Raw genomic sequence first — 13,766 nt, 5'->3', positions numbered from 1 at the left:
CGCTTCGCTGACCGGACCTACAGTAGAGCAGGCCCGATAAGGCGAAGCCGCCATCCGGCACAAGGTAAATTAACGCAGAATTTTTTTCTCAGCCAGATCCAGCGCAAAGTAGCTGAAGATCAGATCCGCGCCTGCGCGTTTGATCGACCCTAAGCTTTCAAGCACCACTTTCTCTTCATCTATTGCACCCGCCATCGCTGCGAACTTGATCATCGCGTATTCACCGCTGACCTGATAAGCGCCAATTGGCAGTTCGGTGCGTTCGCGGATATCGCGCAGAATATCGAGGTACGCGCCGGCCGGTTTCACCATCAGGCAGTCTGCGCCCTGGGCTTCATCCAGCAGTGATTCGCGAATCGCCTCGCGGCGGTTCATCGGGTTCATCTGATAGGTTTTACGATCGCCCTTCAGCGCCGTACCTGCGGCTTCACGGAACGGGCCATAGAAAGAAGAGGCAAACTTAGTGGAGTAAGACATGATCGCGGTATCGGTGAAGCCCGCTGCATCCAGCGCCTGGCGAATCGCCTGCACCTGACCGTCCATTGCGGCGGAAGGCGCGATAAAATCTGCACCCGCAGCGGCAGCAACGACTGCCTGTTTGCCGAGGTTGGCAAGGGTTAAATCATTATCAACGCCATGATCGCACAACACACCGCAGTGACCATGCGAGGTGTATTCACAGAAGCAAGTATCGGACATGACGATCATTTCCGGTACGGTCTGCTTACAGATACGCGACATGCGCGCCACCAGACCATCTTCTTTCCAGGCATCGCTGCCGGTGTCGTCGGTGTGGTGGGAAATACCGAAGGTCATGACCGAACGGATACCTGCATTGGCAATGCGTTCAATCTCGCGGGCCAGGTGTTTCTCTGGAATGCGCATCACGCCTGGCATGGCGTCGATAGCTTTGTAATCGTCAAGTTCTTCTTCAACAAAGATCGGCAACACCAGGTCATTTAAGCTGAGTGTTGTCTCTTCAAACATAGCGCGTAGCGCAGGAGATTTGCGCAGGCGGCGAGGGCGATGGATTAGGTCTGTCATGGTATGCCTGATGTTTGTGGAATCGAAGGTCGCAGTATACCTGAACCTGAGGGCGGGTGGTTTACGAAAGTTGGCGTTATGTGGGGTTGATGAGGACCTATGGGCCACTCCAACTATAGGGCAGGATCGTCTACCGGGGGGCAGTCCAGTGGTTACATTAAAATGAATAAAGGCAAACTGGTGAGCATTAACCGTTTGCCTTTTGAGTATTGAATCAGGATGCGGGAATAACCTGCGGTTTGTTCCCGCTCAACTCTGCGACCAGATCGTTGATACCGTCGCTCATATTGGTAAAGCGGGTCAGCGGAGAACGGGTCACCACGACAAACGCCCCGACATTTTGCTGCGGGATCATCGCCATATAGGTAATGAAACCGCCACCACCACCGGTTTTTTGAATAATTCCCGGACGACCATTCTTCGGTGCCATATACACCCAGCCCAAACCAAGCGCATCGGCTTTGCCCGGAACGTCCATCCCTATCACTTTGGTTAACTGTGTACGCTGATAAATCAGCGTCTGCATACGGTCGGCTTGCTGGCTACGATGATAAAAATCAGAAGAGAGATACTGTTGCATCCAGCGCATCATATCGCCAGGCGTTGAATAGACGCCGCCGCTGCCCATCGCCGCCAGGGTATTGTTACAAGGGCTGGCGCCTTTTTCCGCGACCATCAGGCGTCTGCACTGATCGGGGGATGGGGTAAAGGTGGTGTCTTTCATCCCCAGCGGTCGGGTAATTTTTTCTTCAAAGAGTTGCGGATAAGGCTTACCGGCAGCAGCTCCCAGCGCGTCGGCCAACAGGTCGAATGCCAGATTTGAATAAGAAGCCTGCGATCCTGGAGCTGCTTTAAGCGTAGCGGTTGAGAGATAGTTCCAGCGCTGCTCGCGGGTTGGCCAGACAAACACCGGGCGCTTTGCCGCGCCGCCAGGCTGTTCGCGCGGCAGCGCGCTGGTATGCGTCGCCAGATTCACCAGCGTGATTGGCGTTCCCTGATAAGTCGGCACGCGTGCGCCAGGTGGTGCATATTTACTCAATGGATCGTTGAGTTTAACTGTGCCCTGATCGAGTAATTTCACCAGCACTTCGCTGGTCATTAATTTGGTGATAGAGGCAATGCGAATAACGGAATCCAGTTGTGGATGAACATTATTGCCGGGGCGCGTTTCGCCGAAGCTGCGAAATACGCGTTGATTACCATCAATCACCACGAGCGCCATCCCCGTAGCACCACTGCCGTAAAATATATGGTCGGCATAACGATCGACGATATCAGAGGCGAAGACCGGATCGGTTATAGGCTGTGCCGCCTGGACAGATGTCAATGACGCCGCACACAGCGCGGCAGAAAAAAGCAGACTACGTTTCAACGGTGGTGTCCATGAGTTAGAAAAAGTGAAAAAGGATGTCGTGCGTATGCGTATTTATACTACTCAACGGCGTATTGCAAAGCGCTTATCAGCCAATGATAGTGTGAAAAACGTAACGATGAGTAAACGTGAGCGTTTCCCTGATTGTGGATGTTCGCTTTTGTGATCTCACGCTGTGATAATCTGCACATGCTGGAACGTTATCGAGTGTGAAAACCACAGAAACAATTCTTCATCACCGGGGGGCGAACTATGTGCCGCGGTTCTGGTCACAATTGTCGGTTTCAGCTTGTGTTTTTGGGCGTAAGCCGTCTCGCCACCGCACTTCACGGAGGCAAATGCACAGCAGTCGTCATAACGATAAGAAGTTAGCAGGAGAGCACTATGTTTAAGTCTTTTTTCCCAAAGCCGGGACCATTCTTTATTTCGGCATTTATTTGGGCACTGGTCGCTGTTGTATTCTGGCAAGCAGGTGGGGGAGCCTGGGTTGCACGCATTACCGGCGCGTCGGGGGATGTACCGATTAGCGCAGCGCGTTTCTGGTCGCTGGATTACCTGATTTTTTATGCTTACTACATTCTTTGTGTCGGGATGTTCGCGCTATTCTGGTTTCTCTACAGCCCGCACCGTTGGCAGTATTGGTCCATTCTGGGTACCTCACTGATAATTTTTGTAACCTGGTTTCTGGTTGAGGTTGGCGTTGCCGTCAACGCCTGGTATGCGCCATTCTACGATCTCATTCAAACCGCGCTCAGCGCACCGCATAAGGTGAAAATTGAGCAGTTCTATAATGAAGTGGGTATCTTTCTCGGCATTGCGCTGATTGCCGTGGTCATTGGCGTGATGAACAATTTCTTCGTCAGCCACTATGTGTTCCGCTGGCGCACAGCGATGAACGAACACTATATGGCGCACTGGCAGCATCTGCGACATATCGAAGGCGCAGCACAGCGTGTGCAGGAAGACACCATGCGTTTTGCCTCCACGCTGGAGAATATGGGCGTTAGCTTTATCAACGCGATTATGACGCTGATTGCCTTCTTACCGGTGCTGGTTACGCTGTCGGCGCATGTTCCTGATCTGCCGATTATCGGACATGTCCCTTATGGGCTGGTGATTGCCGCGATTGTCTGGTCGCTGATGGGAACCGGCTTGCTGGCGGTAGTCGGGATCAAACTTCCGGGCCTGGAATTTAAAAACCAGCGCGTGGAGGCGGCTTACCGTAAGGAACTGGTATACGGTGAAGATGATGCCAGTCGTGCGACGCCGCCGACGGTGCGTGAACTGTTCCATGCGGTACGGCAAAACTATTTCCGTCTCTATTTCCACTATATGTATTTTAACATCGCCCGTATTCTGTACCTGCAGGTTGATAACGTTTTCGGTTTGTTCCTGCTGTTTCCGTCGATTGTTGCCGGTACGATAACGCTCGGTTTGATGACGCAAATTACCAACGTATTTGGCCAGGTGCGCGGCTCGTTCCAGTATCTGATTAACTCCTGGACAACGTTAGTTGAACTGATGTCTATTTATAAGCGTCTGCGCAGCTTTGAACGCGAGCTTGATGGCCAGGATATTCAGCAAGTGACCCATACTCTTAGTTAACAAAAGGAGATGTTATGTCGACGGTTTCCCGTCTTTACCCCTTGTCTGGGCTGGCCGCATTGGTGTTGGTGGGATGTAGTAGCCAACCCGCGCAGCCGTTAAAAAAAGGGGAGAAAGCCGTCGATGTGGAGAGCGTGGTGCGCCAGAAAATGCCCGCCAGCGTGAAAGACCGGGATGCGTGGGCGCAGGATCTGGCGAAGACGTTTGAAAGTCAGAAGCTGGCGCCGACGGTTGAAAACATCTGTTCGGTGCTGGCGGTCGCGCAACAGGAGTCAAACTACCAGGCCGATCCGGCGGTTCCAGGCTTAAGTAAAATCGCCTGGAAAGAGATCGACCGTCGCGCCGAGCGCATGCATATTCCGCTGTTTGTGGTGCACACTGCGCTGAAGATTAACTCCCCAACGGGGAAAAGCTACAGTGAGCGTCTGGATACGGTGAAGACGGAAAAACAGCTTAGCGCCATCTTTGATGATTTCATCAATATGGTACCGATGGGGCAGACGCTGTTTGGTTCCCTGAATCCGGTGCATACCGGTGGGCCGATGCAGGTCAGCATTGCGTTTGCCGAGCAGCACGCCAGCGGCTATCCATGGAAAATGGCAGGGACGGTCCGTCAGGAAGTGTTCAGCCGACGCGGCGGACTGTGGTTTGGCACTTATCATCTGCTCAATTATCCGGCGAATTACAGTGCGCCAATTTTCCGCTTTGCAGATTTTAATGCCGGCTGGTACGCCAGCCGCAATGCGGCTTTTCAGAATGCAGTCAGTAAAGCCAGTGGAGTGAAGCTGGCGCTGGACGGGGATTTGATTCTCTACGGCAGCAGCGAGCCGGGCAAAACGGAGCTGGCGGTACGCAAGCTGGCCGGGAAGCTGGGGATGAGCGAGAGTGAGATCCACCGGCAACTGCAAAAGGGCGATAGCCTGGCCTTTGAAGAGACTGCGCTGTACGAGAAGGTCTATAAGCTGGCGGAAGCGAAGAGCGGTAAATCACTACCGCGTGAAATGCTGCCTGGTATTCAGCTGGAAAGCCCGAAGATCACGCGTAATCTGACGACTGCGTGGTTTGCTAAACGCGTGGACGATCGTTGGGCGAAGTGTATGGCTCAGCCATCGTTATGATGACGGCGGCGCCAGCGGATAATTATCGCGACGGCGCCAAGAATGAGGCTCCCGACCAGGAAGGGGATCAGCCCAAACAGGGTACCGACGCCTAAACCAATTTCAATCCGTGGGCGCCCTGTCTCTTGCATTTGCAACTGCATCAACTGCTCATAGATGCCGGGGGCGTGGGCCAGCAGATTTAAAATCTGCGCGCCTGCCCAAAAGCAAAACAGCACAAATACGGCATACGCAATGTTGCCGGGCAGGGAGGAGGTATCCCGATGCTTGCCCTTAAACAGGGATTTTGAGAGCGTAAAATCAGCCATAAAGACCTCCGGAAATAACCTGCTTTTTGGCGTAATGCCTGTAACTGACTGTGAGTCTGACAGGTGATTAGGATTGTCAATATCAGAATGTTGGTAATTTCAGGTGGAGATTATTCCTGGATTTCGGTTATTTGTGGCGCGTCACAATTATTTAACCTTAAGTGAAATTAAGTTACATTTCAGAAATTCCGCATATGCCACAGACGACCACGGGGAAATGTGCGAGGATGCTTTTTCATGTTGTATATCCACCGGAGCCGTTATGAACCTGCCTGTAAAAATCCGCCGAGACTGGCACTACTATGCCTTCGCTATTGGGCTTATCTTTATTCTGAATGGCGTGGTGGGGTTATTAGGTTTTGAAGCGCAGGGATGGCAAACCTATGCGGTGGGGCTGGTTACCTGGATAATTAGCTTTTGGCTGGCCGGATTAATTATCCGTCGCCGCGTGGAAAATGAAGATGATGAAGCGAAGGATGCCCAATAGTTATCAGGCATCCTTGCGGGTTTACATACTGGTTTTCAGCGCGCTATCCGCAGCGTGGCGTTCCAACGCCAGTTCGATCAGGCGAGTGATCAAATCGGTATAGCCTAAGCCGCTCGCCTGCCACAGTTTTGGATACATACTGATGTTGGTGAAGCCCGGCAGCGTGTTGATCTCATTGATCACAACGTCGTTTTCTGCGGTTAGGAATACATCTACGCGCGCCATGCCGGCACATCCTAACGTCTGGTACGCTTGAATGGCGATCTCGCGGATCTTGTCGTTAATTTCTGGTGCGATCGCTGCTGGAACAACGACTTTGGCACCGTTATCGTCAATGTATTTAGTGTCGTAAGCGTAAAAATCACTGTTCAACACGATCTCACCACAGGTACTGGCCTGCGGATGATCGTTGCCCAGTACTGCACATTCGATCTCGCGACCTTTGATCCCTTGCTCCACCACGACTTTATGATCGAATTCAAATGCCAGCGCGACGGCCTGGTTGTATTGCGCTTCACTGGTCACTTTGCTAACGCCAACGGACGACCCCTGGTTGGCGGGTTTTACAAACAGCGGCAGGCCCAGGCGGGATTCCACCTCAGCAAAGCTAATGTTGTTACGATTGGCGCGAGTAAGTGTAATAAATGGCGCGATATTTAATCCGGCATCGCGCAACAGACGTTTGGTCACGTCTTTATCCATACAGGCCGCAGATCCCAGGACATCAGAACCGACGAACGGCAGATTCGCCACGCGCAGCATACCCTGCAAAGAGCCATCTTCACCCAGCGTACCGTGTACGATCGGAAAAATAACATCGACCGTTGGCAGCGGCTGACCGTTTTGCGCATCGATCAACTGGTGCTCTTGTTTACCCGGAACCTGAGCCAGGCTAGTCGTGGAAGGACGCAGCGCAATGTGCGCCGGATCGTCTGAATTGAGCAGATAGTTACTGGCATCGCTAACGTGCCATAGCCCTTGTTTATCAATACCTAACAGCACAACGTCAAAGCGAGTCTTGTCGATGGCATCGACAATATTTTTTGCCGATTGCAATGACACTTCATGTTCCGCTGATTTACCACCAAATACGATTCCTACCCGCAACTTTGCCATCTTAAAAACCCATTCCTTGAATGCAAAGCACATACATTACCACGACAAAACGCAGGTTTCCTCGGCTTCTGGCAGATTGTTTCGCTGGGCAACAGGGGAAGAGATAAGCGCAAACGCGCAGATCTCGCATCAAGCATAATTCCCTGCGTGTATTGTGGGTTTGGTGTGAGGCGTATCACAAATATGATGAGCGGGAAGATAAAACTCTAAAGTGTGATACATCGCACCTGTTGACCCTTATTTGGCTAAGTAATTTGTTAAGCTGCTCGCAGTTTTCAGCTACTTATCGTTATGAGTCCCTATGGAATCCTGGAGAGTAAACCTTATTTCCGTCTGGTTCGGATGCTTTTTTACCGGGCTGGCGATTAGCCAAATCCTGCCTTTTTTACCGCTCTACATCTCCCAATTGGGCGTCACCTCGCATGAAGCTCTCTCAATGTGGTCCGGATTAACGTTCAGCGTCACCTTCCTTATTTCAGCCATTGTTTCTCCTATGTGGGGCAGTTTAGCCGATCGTAAAGGGCGCAAGCTGATGCTGTTACGAGCCTCGCTGGGGATGGCGATTGCGATTTTACTGCAGGCATTTGCCACTAACGTCTGGCAGCTTTTTCTGCTGCGCGGGGTGATGGGGTTAACCTCAGGCTATATTCCGAACGCAATGGCGCTGGTAGCGTCACAGGTTCCGCGTGAACGCAGCGGATGGGCATTGAGCACGCTTTCTACGGCGCAAATTAGTGGCGTTATTGGCGGACCGTTAATGGGCGGCTTTATTGCCGACCATGTTGGGTTACGGGCGGTATTCTGTATTACCGCGGCTTTGTTGGTGGTTAGTTTCCTTGTCACGCTGTTTTTGATCAAAGAGGGCGTGCGCCCGACGACCAAAAAAAGCGAACGCCTGAGCGGGAAGGCCGTCTTCGCCTCCTTGCCTTATCCGGCGCTGGTGATCAGCCTGTTTTTTACGACGATGGTAATTCAACTGTGTAACGGCTCTATCGGTCCTATTCTGGCGTTATTTATCAAATCAATGGTGCCAGACAGCAGCAATATTGCCTTTCTCAGCGGGTTGATTGCCTCAGTACCTGGCATCTCGGCCCTGATTTCCGCGCCGCGGCTTGGCAAATTAGGTGACCGTATTGGTACTGAGCGGATTTTAATGGCGACGTTAATCTTTGCCGTCGTGCTGTTTTTCGCTATGTCGTGGGTCACCACGCCATTGCAGTTGGGGATATTACGTTTCCTGCTCGGCTTTGCCGACGGCGCGATGTTGCCGGCGGTACAGACGCTGCTGGTGAAATACTCCAGCGATCAGATAACCGGGCGTATCTTTGGTTATAACCAGTCATTTATGTACCTTGGCAACGTCGCTGGGCCATTAATGGGAGCAACGGTATCAGCCATGGCGGGGTTCCGCTGGGTCTTCATCGCTACGGCGAGTATTGTACTGATTAACATCTGGCAGTTGGCCATCGCATTGCGACGTCGGCGTCACGTGCGCTGACTATCTGATAAACAACGCTGCCCGTCGGCGTTGTTTATCTATAATTTTGCATTATATCTCTATGTGATTATTCATCATTTTACATTTTTATATTGAAGGATTTTGTTTTAAGGCTCATCTCTCCCTTATTTTGTGATGTGATTGTTTTCGCAAATAGTTTAATTTCTTCTAAAAATAAAACTTTTATCACCTAGGCAGTAGTGAGCCTTAATGTTAACGTGGCTTATATTTTGTTAAGGGAATACGCAAATGAAAAATCTCGTCACTGAGTTGTTGCTTAAGCTCGCCCAAAAAGAAGAAGAGTCACAAAACCTGGCGGCGCAGGTCGAAACGTTAGAGCAGGTCATCACCGAAATGCTGCGCAATATGGCGTGGAGCGAGCGGCAAATAGTGCTGCGTCAAATTGAAGGTGCTCTGGCAGGCGTAAACCGTGTGCCAACGTTTATGACGACCCTCCATAACGCTGGCGAGAGCGTGCCAAAAGCGTTTTGAGTAATCCGAGGGTGCGTCCACAAATTATCATAAAAGTGTCACATCAAATACTTATAGTCGCTTTGTTTTAATTTTACCGTATTTATACATGGAGAAAATAAAGTGAAACAAAGCGCACTCGCGATTGCCCTGTTACCTTTGCTGTTTACCCCGATTATTAATGCAGAAACATCTACCGTAGCGGTTATGGATAATCGTGCCGCTCAGGGTGATATCACCACGCCAGGCGGTGCCCGCCGATTGTCAGCCGATCAAACGGCAGCGCTGCGTGAATCTCTGAACGATAAGCCTGCTAAAAATATAATTTTATTGATTGGCGATGGCATGGGTGATTCAGAAATAACGGCCGCACGAAATTATGCCGAAGGCGCGGGCGGTTTTTTTAAAGGTATTGATGCTTTACCGTTGACCGGGCAATACACGCACTATGCGTTAAATAAGAAAACGGGCAAGCCGGATTATGTGACGGACTCTGCGGCCTCAGCGACGGCATGGACCACCGGGGTTAAAACTTATAATGGTGCCCTGGGCGTTGATATCCATGAAAAAGATCATGCAACAATTTTGGAAATGGCAAAAGCGGCAGGTCTGGCGACGGGCAACGTTTCTACCGCTGAATTGCAGGATGCTACCCCAGCGGCGCTGGTTGCGCATGTGACTTCACGTAAGTGCTATGGTCCAGGCGTGACCCATGAAAAATGCCCAACCAATGCGCTGGAAAAAGGCGGCAAAGGGTCAATTACAGAACAGTTGCTGAATGCCCGACCTGACGTCACGTTGGGCGGTGGGGCAAAAACGTTTGCTGAAACCGCTGCGGCAGGGGAGTGGCAGGGTAAAACGTTGCGTGAACAAGCCCAGGCGCGCGGTTATCAGATAGTAAGTGATGCCGAGACGCTGGCAGCAATTACCGAAGCTAACCAGGATAAGCCGTTGCTGGGTCTGTTCTCCGACGGCAATATGCCGGTGCGCTGGGAAGGTCCGAAAGCGTCCTATCATGGCAATCTGGATAAACCGGTGGTGACCTGTACGCCAAATCCAAAGCGTGATGACACCGTGCCGACGCTGGCGCAGATGACGGATAAAGCGATTGAGCTATTAAGCAAAAATGAGAAAGGTTTCTTCCTGCAAGTGGAAGGAGCATCCATCGATAAACAGGATCACGCCGCCAACCCGTGTGGACAGATTGGCGAAACGGTTGATCTGGACGAAGCGGTGCAGCGTGCGCTTGCCTTTGCGAAGCAAGATGGCAACACCCTGGTGGTGGTAACCGCTGACCACGCACATGCCAGCCAGATTGTCGCACCTGATACCAAAGCGCCTGGTCTGACTCAGGCGTTGAACACCAAAGATGGCGCGGTGATGGTCATCAGCTACGGCAATTCTGAAGAGGAATCTCAGGAGCACACCGGTAGCCAGTTGCGCATCGCCGCTTATGGCCCGCATGCGGCGAATGTAGTCGGCCTGACCGATCAAACTGACCTGTTTTACACTATGAAAGCGGCGTTAGGTCTGAAGTAACCCTGCCCCCCGGTGACAATAGTTTTGCCGCCGGGTGGTATTTTTATTGTTAGCAGCCAAACTTACCTGTGTGTCGTCGTTCAGAAAAGGATGGTGCTATGAAAATTACATTATTAATGACGCTGCTCTTTGGACTGGTTTTTTTAACTACCGTCGGTGCTGCCGAGAAGACGTTAACCCCGCAACAACAGCGTATGACCACCTGCAATCAGCAGGCAACGGCGCAGGCTTTAAAAGGGGATGCGCGAAAGACGTATATGAGTGATTGCCTGAAAAACAGCAAATCTGCGCCTGAGGAAAAGAGTTTAACCCCACAGCAGCAGAAGATGCGTGAATGCAACGTCAAGGCGACGGAGCAGTCACTGAAAGGCGATGATCGTAACAAGTTTATGAGCGCTTGCCTGAAAAAAGCTGCGTAGCACTTACGGGTGAGCAGGTAAAAACGCTCACCCGAAATTTCATACTCCCGCCAGCAGACCCCTACCTATAATTTGGGAAATTTGTTTCAGAATGTTCCCAAATACGATGAATGATGAAAACTTTTTCCAAAAGAAGGTCGTCGCGGATGAAGCGTTTATATCACTTCATCAAAACGACCACCAACGTTCCGGTCTGCGATTTGCCCGACGGATAAGGCTGCCGCGAGCGGTGGGATTGGGGGGAATGTTTTTCCCTATCGCGTCGGTATTAGTTTCCCAGCCCATTACCGGAGGCTGGTGGCTGTTGCTGGTGGGATGGGCATTCGTCTGGCCACATCTGGCCTGGCAGTTGGCAAGTAAAGCAGACGATCCTCTGCATAGTGAATTTACCAATTTAAAAGCCGATGCCATCCTCGCCGGGATGTGGCTGGGAATTATGGGGGCAAACCTGTTGCCGTCCACGGTGCTGCTCATGATTACTTGCATCAACCTGATGGGCGCTGGGGGAATGCGAGTATTCCTCGCGGGCGTCGTGTTGATGGCGGTGTCATGTCTGGTGACGTTACAGTTAACCGATATTCCCGTCGCTGTTAGCAGCGGTCAACTGAGCGTGGTGTTATCACTGCCGGTACTGGTGATATATCCGCTGCTGTTTGCCTGGGTCAGCTATCAGACGGTCATCAAGCTGGCGGAACATAAACGCCGCTTACAGGTGATGAGTACGCGAGATGGGATGACCGGCGTTTATAACCGACGTCACTGGGAGCTGTTGCTACGTAATGAATTTGATAATTGCCGCCGCTACCAGCGTGACGCCACGTTGCTTATTATTGATATCGACCATTTTAAGAGCATCAATGATACCTGGGGTCATGACGTCGGGGATGAGGCCATTGTCGCGCTGACCCGTCAGCTGCAGATGACTTTACGCGGCAGCGATGTGATCGGGCGCTTTGGTGGTGATGAGTTTGCGGTGATTATGTGCGGCACGCCGGCAACCAGCGCAATTGCGGCCATGTCGCGCGTGCATGAACGGCTTAGCCAGTTGCGTTTATCCTGCGCTCCGCAGGTTGCCTTGCGTATTAGCGTTGGCGTAGCGCCGCTGACTTCTGAAACTGAGCATTATCGGGAATGGTTGAAATCGGCAGATATGGCGCTTTACAAAGCAAAGAATTCCGGACGTAACCGCACTGAAGCGGCGGCCTGACGTCCGGTGATATTAACTCAGGATCGGCTGAGTTTTTCTGACTGTTCCATGCACTTAACCATCGCTTCAATCACTGATGAACGGAAGCCGCGTTCTTCCAGGACGCGTACCGCTTCGATAGTGGTTCCGCCTGGCGAGCACACCATATCCTTCAGTTCCCCTGGATGTTTACCCGTTTCCAGCACCATTTTTGCCGAGCCCATTACCGCTTGCGCTGCGAATTTATAAGCCTGCGCACGGGGCATCCCCCCCTGAACAGCAGCATCCGCCATCGCTTCGATAAACATAAAGACATAGGCCGGTGCAGAACCGCTGACGCCGACGACCGGGTGAATCATCGATTCTGCAATCACTTCGGCTTCGCCAAAGCAGCGGAAGATATTCAGTACGTCGGCCGTATCTTCCGGCGTTACTAAGGCGTTCGGCGTGACGGAGGTCATTCCGGCATTAACCAGTGACGGGGTATTTGGCATTGCGCGAATGATTTTGCGGTCATGGCCCAGCGCCCGGGCGAGCTGATCGAGGGTAACGCCAGCGGCAATCGAGACAACCAGAGAGTCTTTGTTCAGGCTGGAGGTGATTTCACTCAGCACCTTAATCATGATGCCAGGTTTGACGGCCGCAAAAACAATGTCGGCGATTTGGGCGACTTCTTGCGCAGACTGCGCCGCATTAATACCGTACTGGTCGTGCAACGCAGCGACTTTATCGGGGGAAGGGGTATAGACCCAGATTTGTCCCGGGAGAACCTGGCCGCTGGCGATCATGCCGCCAAGAATTGCTTTGCCCATATTACCGCAGCCGATAAAACCAATTTTTTTGTCCATCTTGTCACTCCCTATGCGTGATATTCATTGTTTTACCTGGGAAAGCTAAGCTTAGCGCGGAATGAATATGGGCAGAAGGAGAAACAGCACTTTGCCTGCAAGTAAAAGCACGAGACAATGTGCGATTACACATGAGTGGGGAGAGGTTATGACAATATGGGTGGATGCCGACGCGTGTCCGAACGTGATTAAAGAAATTTTATACCGCGCCTCTGAGCGTATGCAGATGCCGCTTATTCTGGTGGCGAACCAGAGTTTGCGCGTCCCGTCTTCGCGTTTTATCCGCACATTACGCGTTCCCGCCGGGTTTGACGTCGCTGATAACGAGATTGTGCGACAATGTAGCGCCGGTGATTTAGTGATAACGGCGGATATTCCCCTGGCTGCTGAAGCCATTGAAAAAGGGGCGGCAGCGCTTAATCCACGCGGCGAACGTTATACCGAAGCAACGATTCGCGAACGTCTGATGATGCGTGATTTTATGGATACGCTACGCGCCAGCGGCATCCAGACCGGGGGACCGGACAGCCTTTCTCCCCGCGACCGACAGCATTTTGCGGCTGAGCTGGATAAGTGGTGGCTGGAAGTTCAGCGCAGAAAATAACATCTGTAATTTATTTTTTACACTTTCATCCCTGTGAATTCTTGTTATAGTAGGGTTTAATTGACGCCATTACTCTTTCTGTAATTTTTTCTTTACGTTTTGGCGGCGTACTAGTTTGATGATATGATTATATCTTTAATAGCATCAGATC

14 protein-coding genes are annotated in these 13,766 nt (G+C 51.6%); 9 read left to right on the top strand and 5 right to left on the bottom strand.

What is annotated here, in order from left to right; translation table 11 throughout:
- Window positions 1-69: 69 nt before the first annotated feature.
- Window positions 70-1,044, bottom strand: a complete 975-nt coding sequence (gene hemB, locus FDX04_RS11465; protein WP_085047660.1) for a porphobilinogen synthase — start codon at window positions 1,042-1,044, stop codon at window positions 70-72.
- A 214-nt stretch (window positions 1,045-1,258) separates the two neighbouring features.
- Window positions 1,259-2,416, bottom strand: coding sequence for a D-alanyl-D-alanine-carboxypeptidase/endopeptidase AmpH (ampH, locus tag FDX04_RS11460; protein WP_042310210.1), 1,158 nt, complete (start codon window positions 2,414-2,416; stop codon window positions 1,259-1,261).
- Window positions 2,417-2,800: 384 nt separating this feature from the next.
- Between ampH and sbmA the strand changes: the two genes are divergently transcribed.
- Both sbmA and FDX04_RS11450 read left to right on the top strand, forming a co-directional pair.
- Window positions 2,801-4,021 (top strand): peptide antibiotic transporter SbmA, encoded by a 1,221-nt coding sequence (gene sbmA, locus FDX04_RS11455; protein WP_042310208.1) that lies wholly within the window; start codon window positions 2,801-2,803, stop codon window positions 4,019-4,021.
- Window positions 4,022-4,035: 14 nt separating this feature from the next.
- Window positions 4,036-5,139, top strand: a complete 1,104-nt coding sequence (locus tag FDX04_RS11450; RefSeq protein ID WP_137370933.1) for a DUF1615 domain-containing protein — start codon at window positions 4,036-4,038, stop codon at window positions 5,137-5,139.
- Here FDX04_RS11450 and FDX04_RS11445 read toward each other — a convergent pair.
- A complete protein-coding gene (locus FDX04_RS11445) occupies window positions 5,124-5,447 on the bottom strand; it encodes a DUF2755 family protein (RefSeq protein ID WP_137360373.1) in 324 nt (107 codons plus the stop codon). The two genes, FDX04_RS11450 and FDX04_RS11445, sit on opposite strands and share 16 nt — an antisense overlap.
- A 262-nt stretch (window positions 5,448-5,709) precedes the next feature.
- Here FDX04_RS11445 and FDX04_RS11440 point away from each other — a divergent pair, with 262 nt between their 5' ends.
- Window positions 5,710-5,934 (top strand): DUF2754 domain-containing protein, encoded by a 225-nt coding sequence (locus FDX04_RS11440; protein WP_038638102.1) that lies wholly within the window; start codon window positions 5,710-5,712, stop codon window positions 5,932-5,934.
- 21 nt (window positions 5,935-5,955) lie between these two features.
- Here the strand turns inward: FDX04_RS11440 and ddlA are convergent, their stop codons facing one another.
- A complete protein-coding gene (gene ddlA, locus FDX04_RS11435) occupies window positions 5,956-7,050 on the bottom strand; it encodes a D-alanine--D-alanine ligase (RefSeq protein WP_137360374.1) in 1,095 nt (364 codons plus the stop codon).
- Between the two features lie 301 nt (window positions 7,051-7,351).
- On the opposite strand from ddlA, the gene FDX04_RS11430 reads away from it, so the two are divergent.
- The 5 genes from FDX04_RS11430 to adrA all read left to right on the top strand — a co-directional run bounded on the left by FDX04_RS11430 (window position 7,352) and on the right by adrA (window position 12,184).
- On the top strand, window positions 7,352-8,548 hold the full coding sequence (locus tag FDX04_RS11430; protein ID WP_137370932.1) for a multidrug efflux MFS transporter: 1,197 nt from the start codon (window positions 7,352-7,354) through the stop codon (window positions 8,546-8,548).
- A 249-nt stretch (window positions 8,549-8,797) separates the two neighbouring features.
- Complete coding sequence (locus tag FDX04_RS11425) at window positions 8,798-9,040, top strand: sigma-S stabilization anti-adapter protein IraP (protein WP_137360376.1); 243 nt, start codon at window positions 8,798-8,800, stop codon at window positions 9,038-9,040.
- Window positions 9,041-9,142: 102 nt separating this feature from the next.
- Window positions 9,143-10,558: an alkaline phosphatase gene (gene phoA / locus FDX04_RS11420; RefSeq protein ID WP_137370931.1), complete on the top strand. Its 1,416-nt coding sequence runs from the start codon at window positions 9,143-9,145 to the stop codon at window positions 10,556-10,558.
- Window positions 10,559-10,656: 98 nt separating this feature from the next.
- Window positions 10,657-10,977 (top strand): phosphate starvation-inducible protein PsiF, encoded by a 321-nt coding sequence (gene psiF, locus FDX04_RS11415; RefSeq protein WP_038638114.1) that lies wholly within the window; start codon window positions 10,657-10,659, stop codon window positions 10,975-10,977.
- Window positions 10,978-11,068: 91 nt separating this feature from the next.
- On the top strand, window positions 11,069-12,184 hold the full coding sequence (gene adrA / locus FDX04_RS11410) for a diguanylate cyclase AdrA (protein WP_137360378.1): 1,116 nt from the start codon (window positions 11,069-11,071) through the stop codon (window positions 12,182-12,184).
- Window positions 12,185-12,201: 17 nt separating this feature from the next.
- Here adrA and proC read toward each other — a convergent pair whose 3' ends face one another.
- Window positions 12,202-13,011, bottom strand: a complete 810-nt coding sequence (proC, locus tag FDX04_RS11405) for a pyrroline-5-carboxylate reductase (RefSeq protein ID WP_137360379.1) — start codon at window positions 13,009-13,011, stop codon at window positions 12,202-12,204.
- A gap of 148 nt (window positions 13,012-13,159) precedes the next feature.
- Here proC and FDX04_RS11400 point away from each other — a divergent pair, with 148 nt between their 5' ends.
- Window positions 13,160-13,615, top strand: a complete 456-nt coding sequence (locus tag FDX04_RS11400; protein ID WP_042310194.1) for a YaiI/YqxD family protein — start codon at window positions 13,160-13,162, stop codon at window positions 13,613-13,615.
- The last annotated feature ends 151 nt before the right edge of the window (window positions 13,616-13,766 follow it).

The organism is Citrobacter sp. wls615 (assembly GCF_005281355.1).
Lineage (GTDB): Bacteria > Pseudomonadota > Gammaproteobacteria > Enterobacterales > Enterobacteriaceae > Citrobacter > Citrobacter werkmanii.
This window is presented reverse-complemented; position numbering and strand designations above follow the sequence as displayed.

Excerpts from the sequence above, each read along its gene's own strand:
- hemB (WP_085047660.1), bottom strand. The coding sequence starts at position 1,044 with ATGACAGACCTAATCCATCGCCCTCGCCGCCTGCGCAAATCTCCTGCG.
- sbmA (WP_042310208.1), top strand. The coding sequence starts at position 2,801 with ATGTTTAAGTCTTTTTTCCCAAAGCCGGGACCATTCTTTATTTCGGCA.
- FDX04_RS11450 (WP_137370933.1), top strand. The coding sequence starts at position 4,036 with ATGTCGACGGTTTCCCGTCTTTACCCCTTGTCTGGGCTGGCCGCATTG.
- FDX04_RS11445 (WP_137360373.1), bottom strand. The coding sequence starts at position 5,447 with ATGGCTGATTTTACGCTCTCAAAATCCCTGTTTAAGGGCAAGCATCGG.
- FDX04_RS11440 (WP_038638102.1), top strand. The coding sequence starts at position 5,710 with ATGAACCTGCCTGTAAAAATCCGCCGAGACTGGCACTACTATGCCTTC.
- ddlA (WP_137360374.1), bottom strand. The coding sequence starts at position 7,050 with ATGGCAAAGTTGCGGGTAGGAATCGTATTTGGTGGTAAATCAGCGGAA.
- FDX04_RS11430 (WP_137370932.1), top strand. The coding sequence starts at position 7,352 with ATGGAATCCTGGAGAGTAAACCTTATTTCCGTCTGGTTCGGATGCTTT.
- FDX04_RS11425 (WP_137360376.1), top strand. The coding sequence starts at position 8,798 with ATGAAAAATCTCGTCACTGAGTTGTTGCTTAAGCTCGCCCAAAAAGAA.
- psiF (WP_038638114.1), top strand. The coding sequence starts at position 10,657 with ATGAAAATTACATTATTAATGACGCTGCTCTTTGGACTGGTTTTTTTA.
- adrA (WP_137360378.1), top strand. The coding sequence starts at position 11,069 with ATGTTCCCAAATACGATGAATGATGAAAACTTTTTCCAAAAGAAGGTC.
- proC (WP_137360379.1), bottom strand. The coding sequence starts at position 13,011 with ATGGACAAAAAAATTGGTTTTATCGGCTGCGGTAATATGGGCAAAGCA.
- FDX04_RS11400 (WP_042310194.1), top strand. The coding sequence starts at position 13,160 with ATGACAATATGGGTGGATGCCGACGCGTGTCCGAACGTGATTAAAGAA.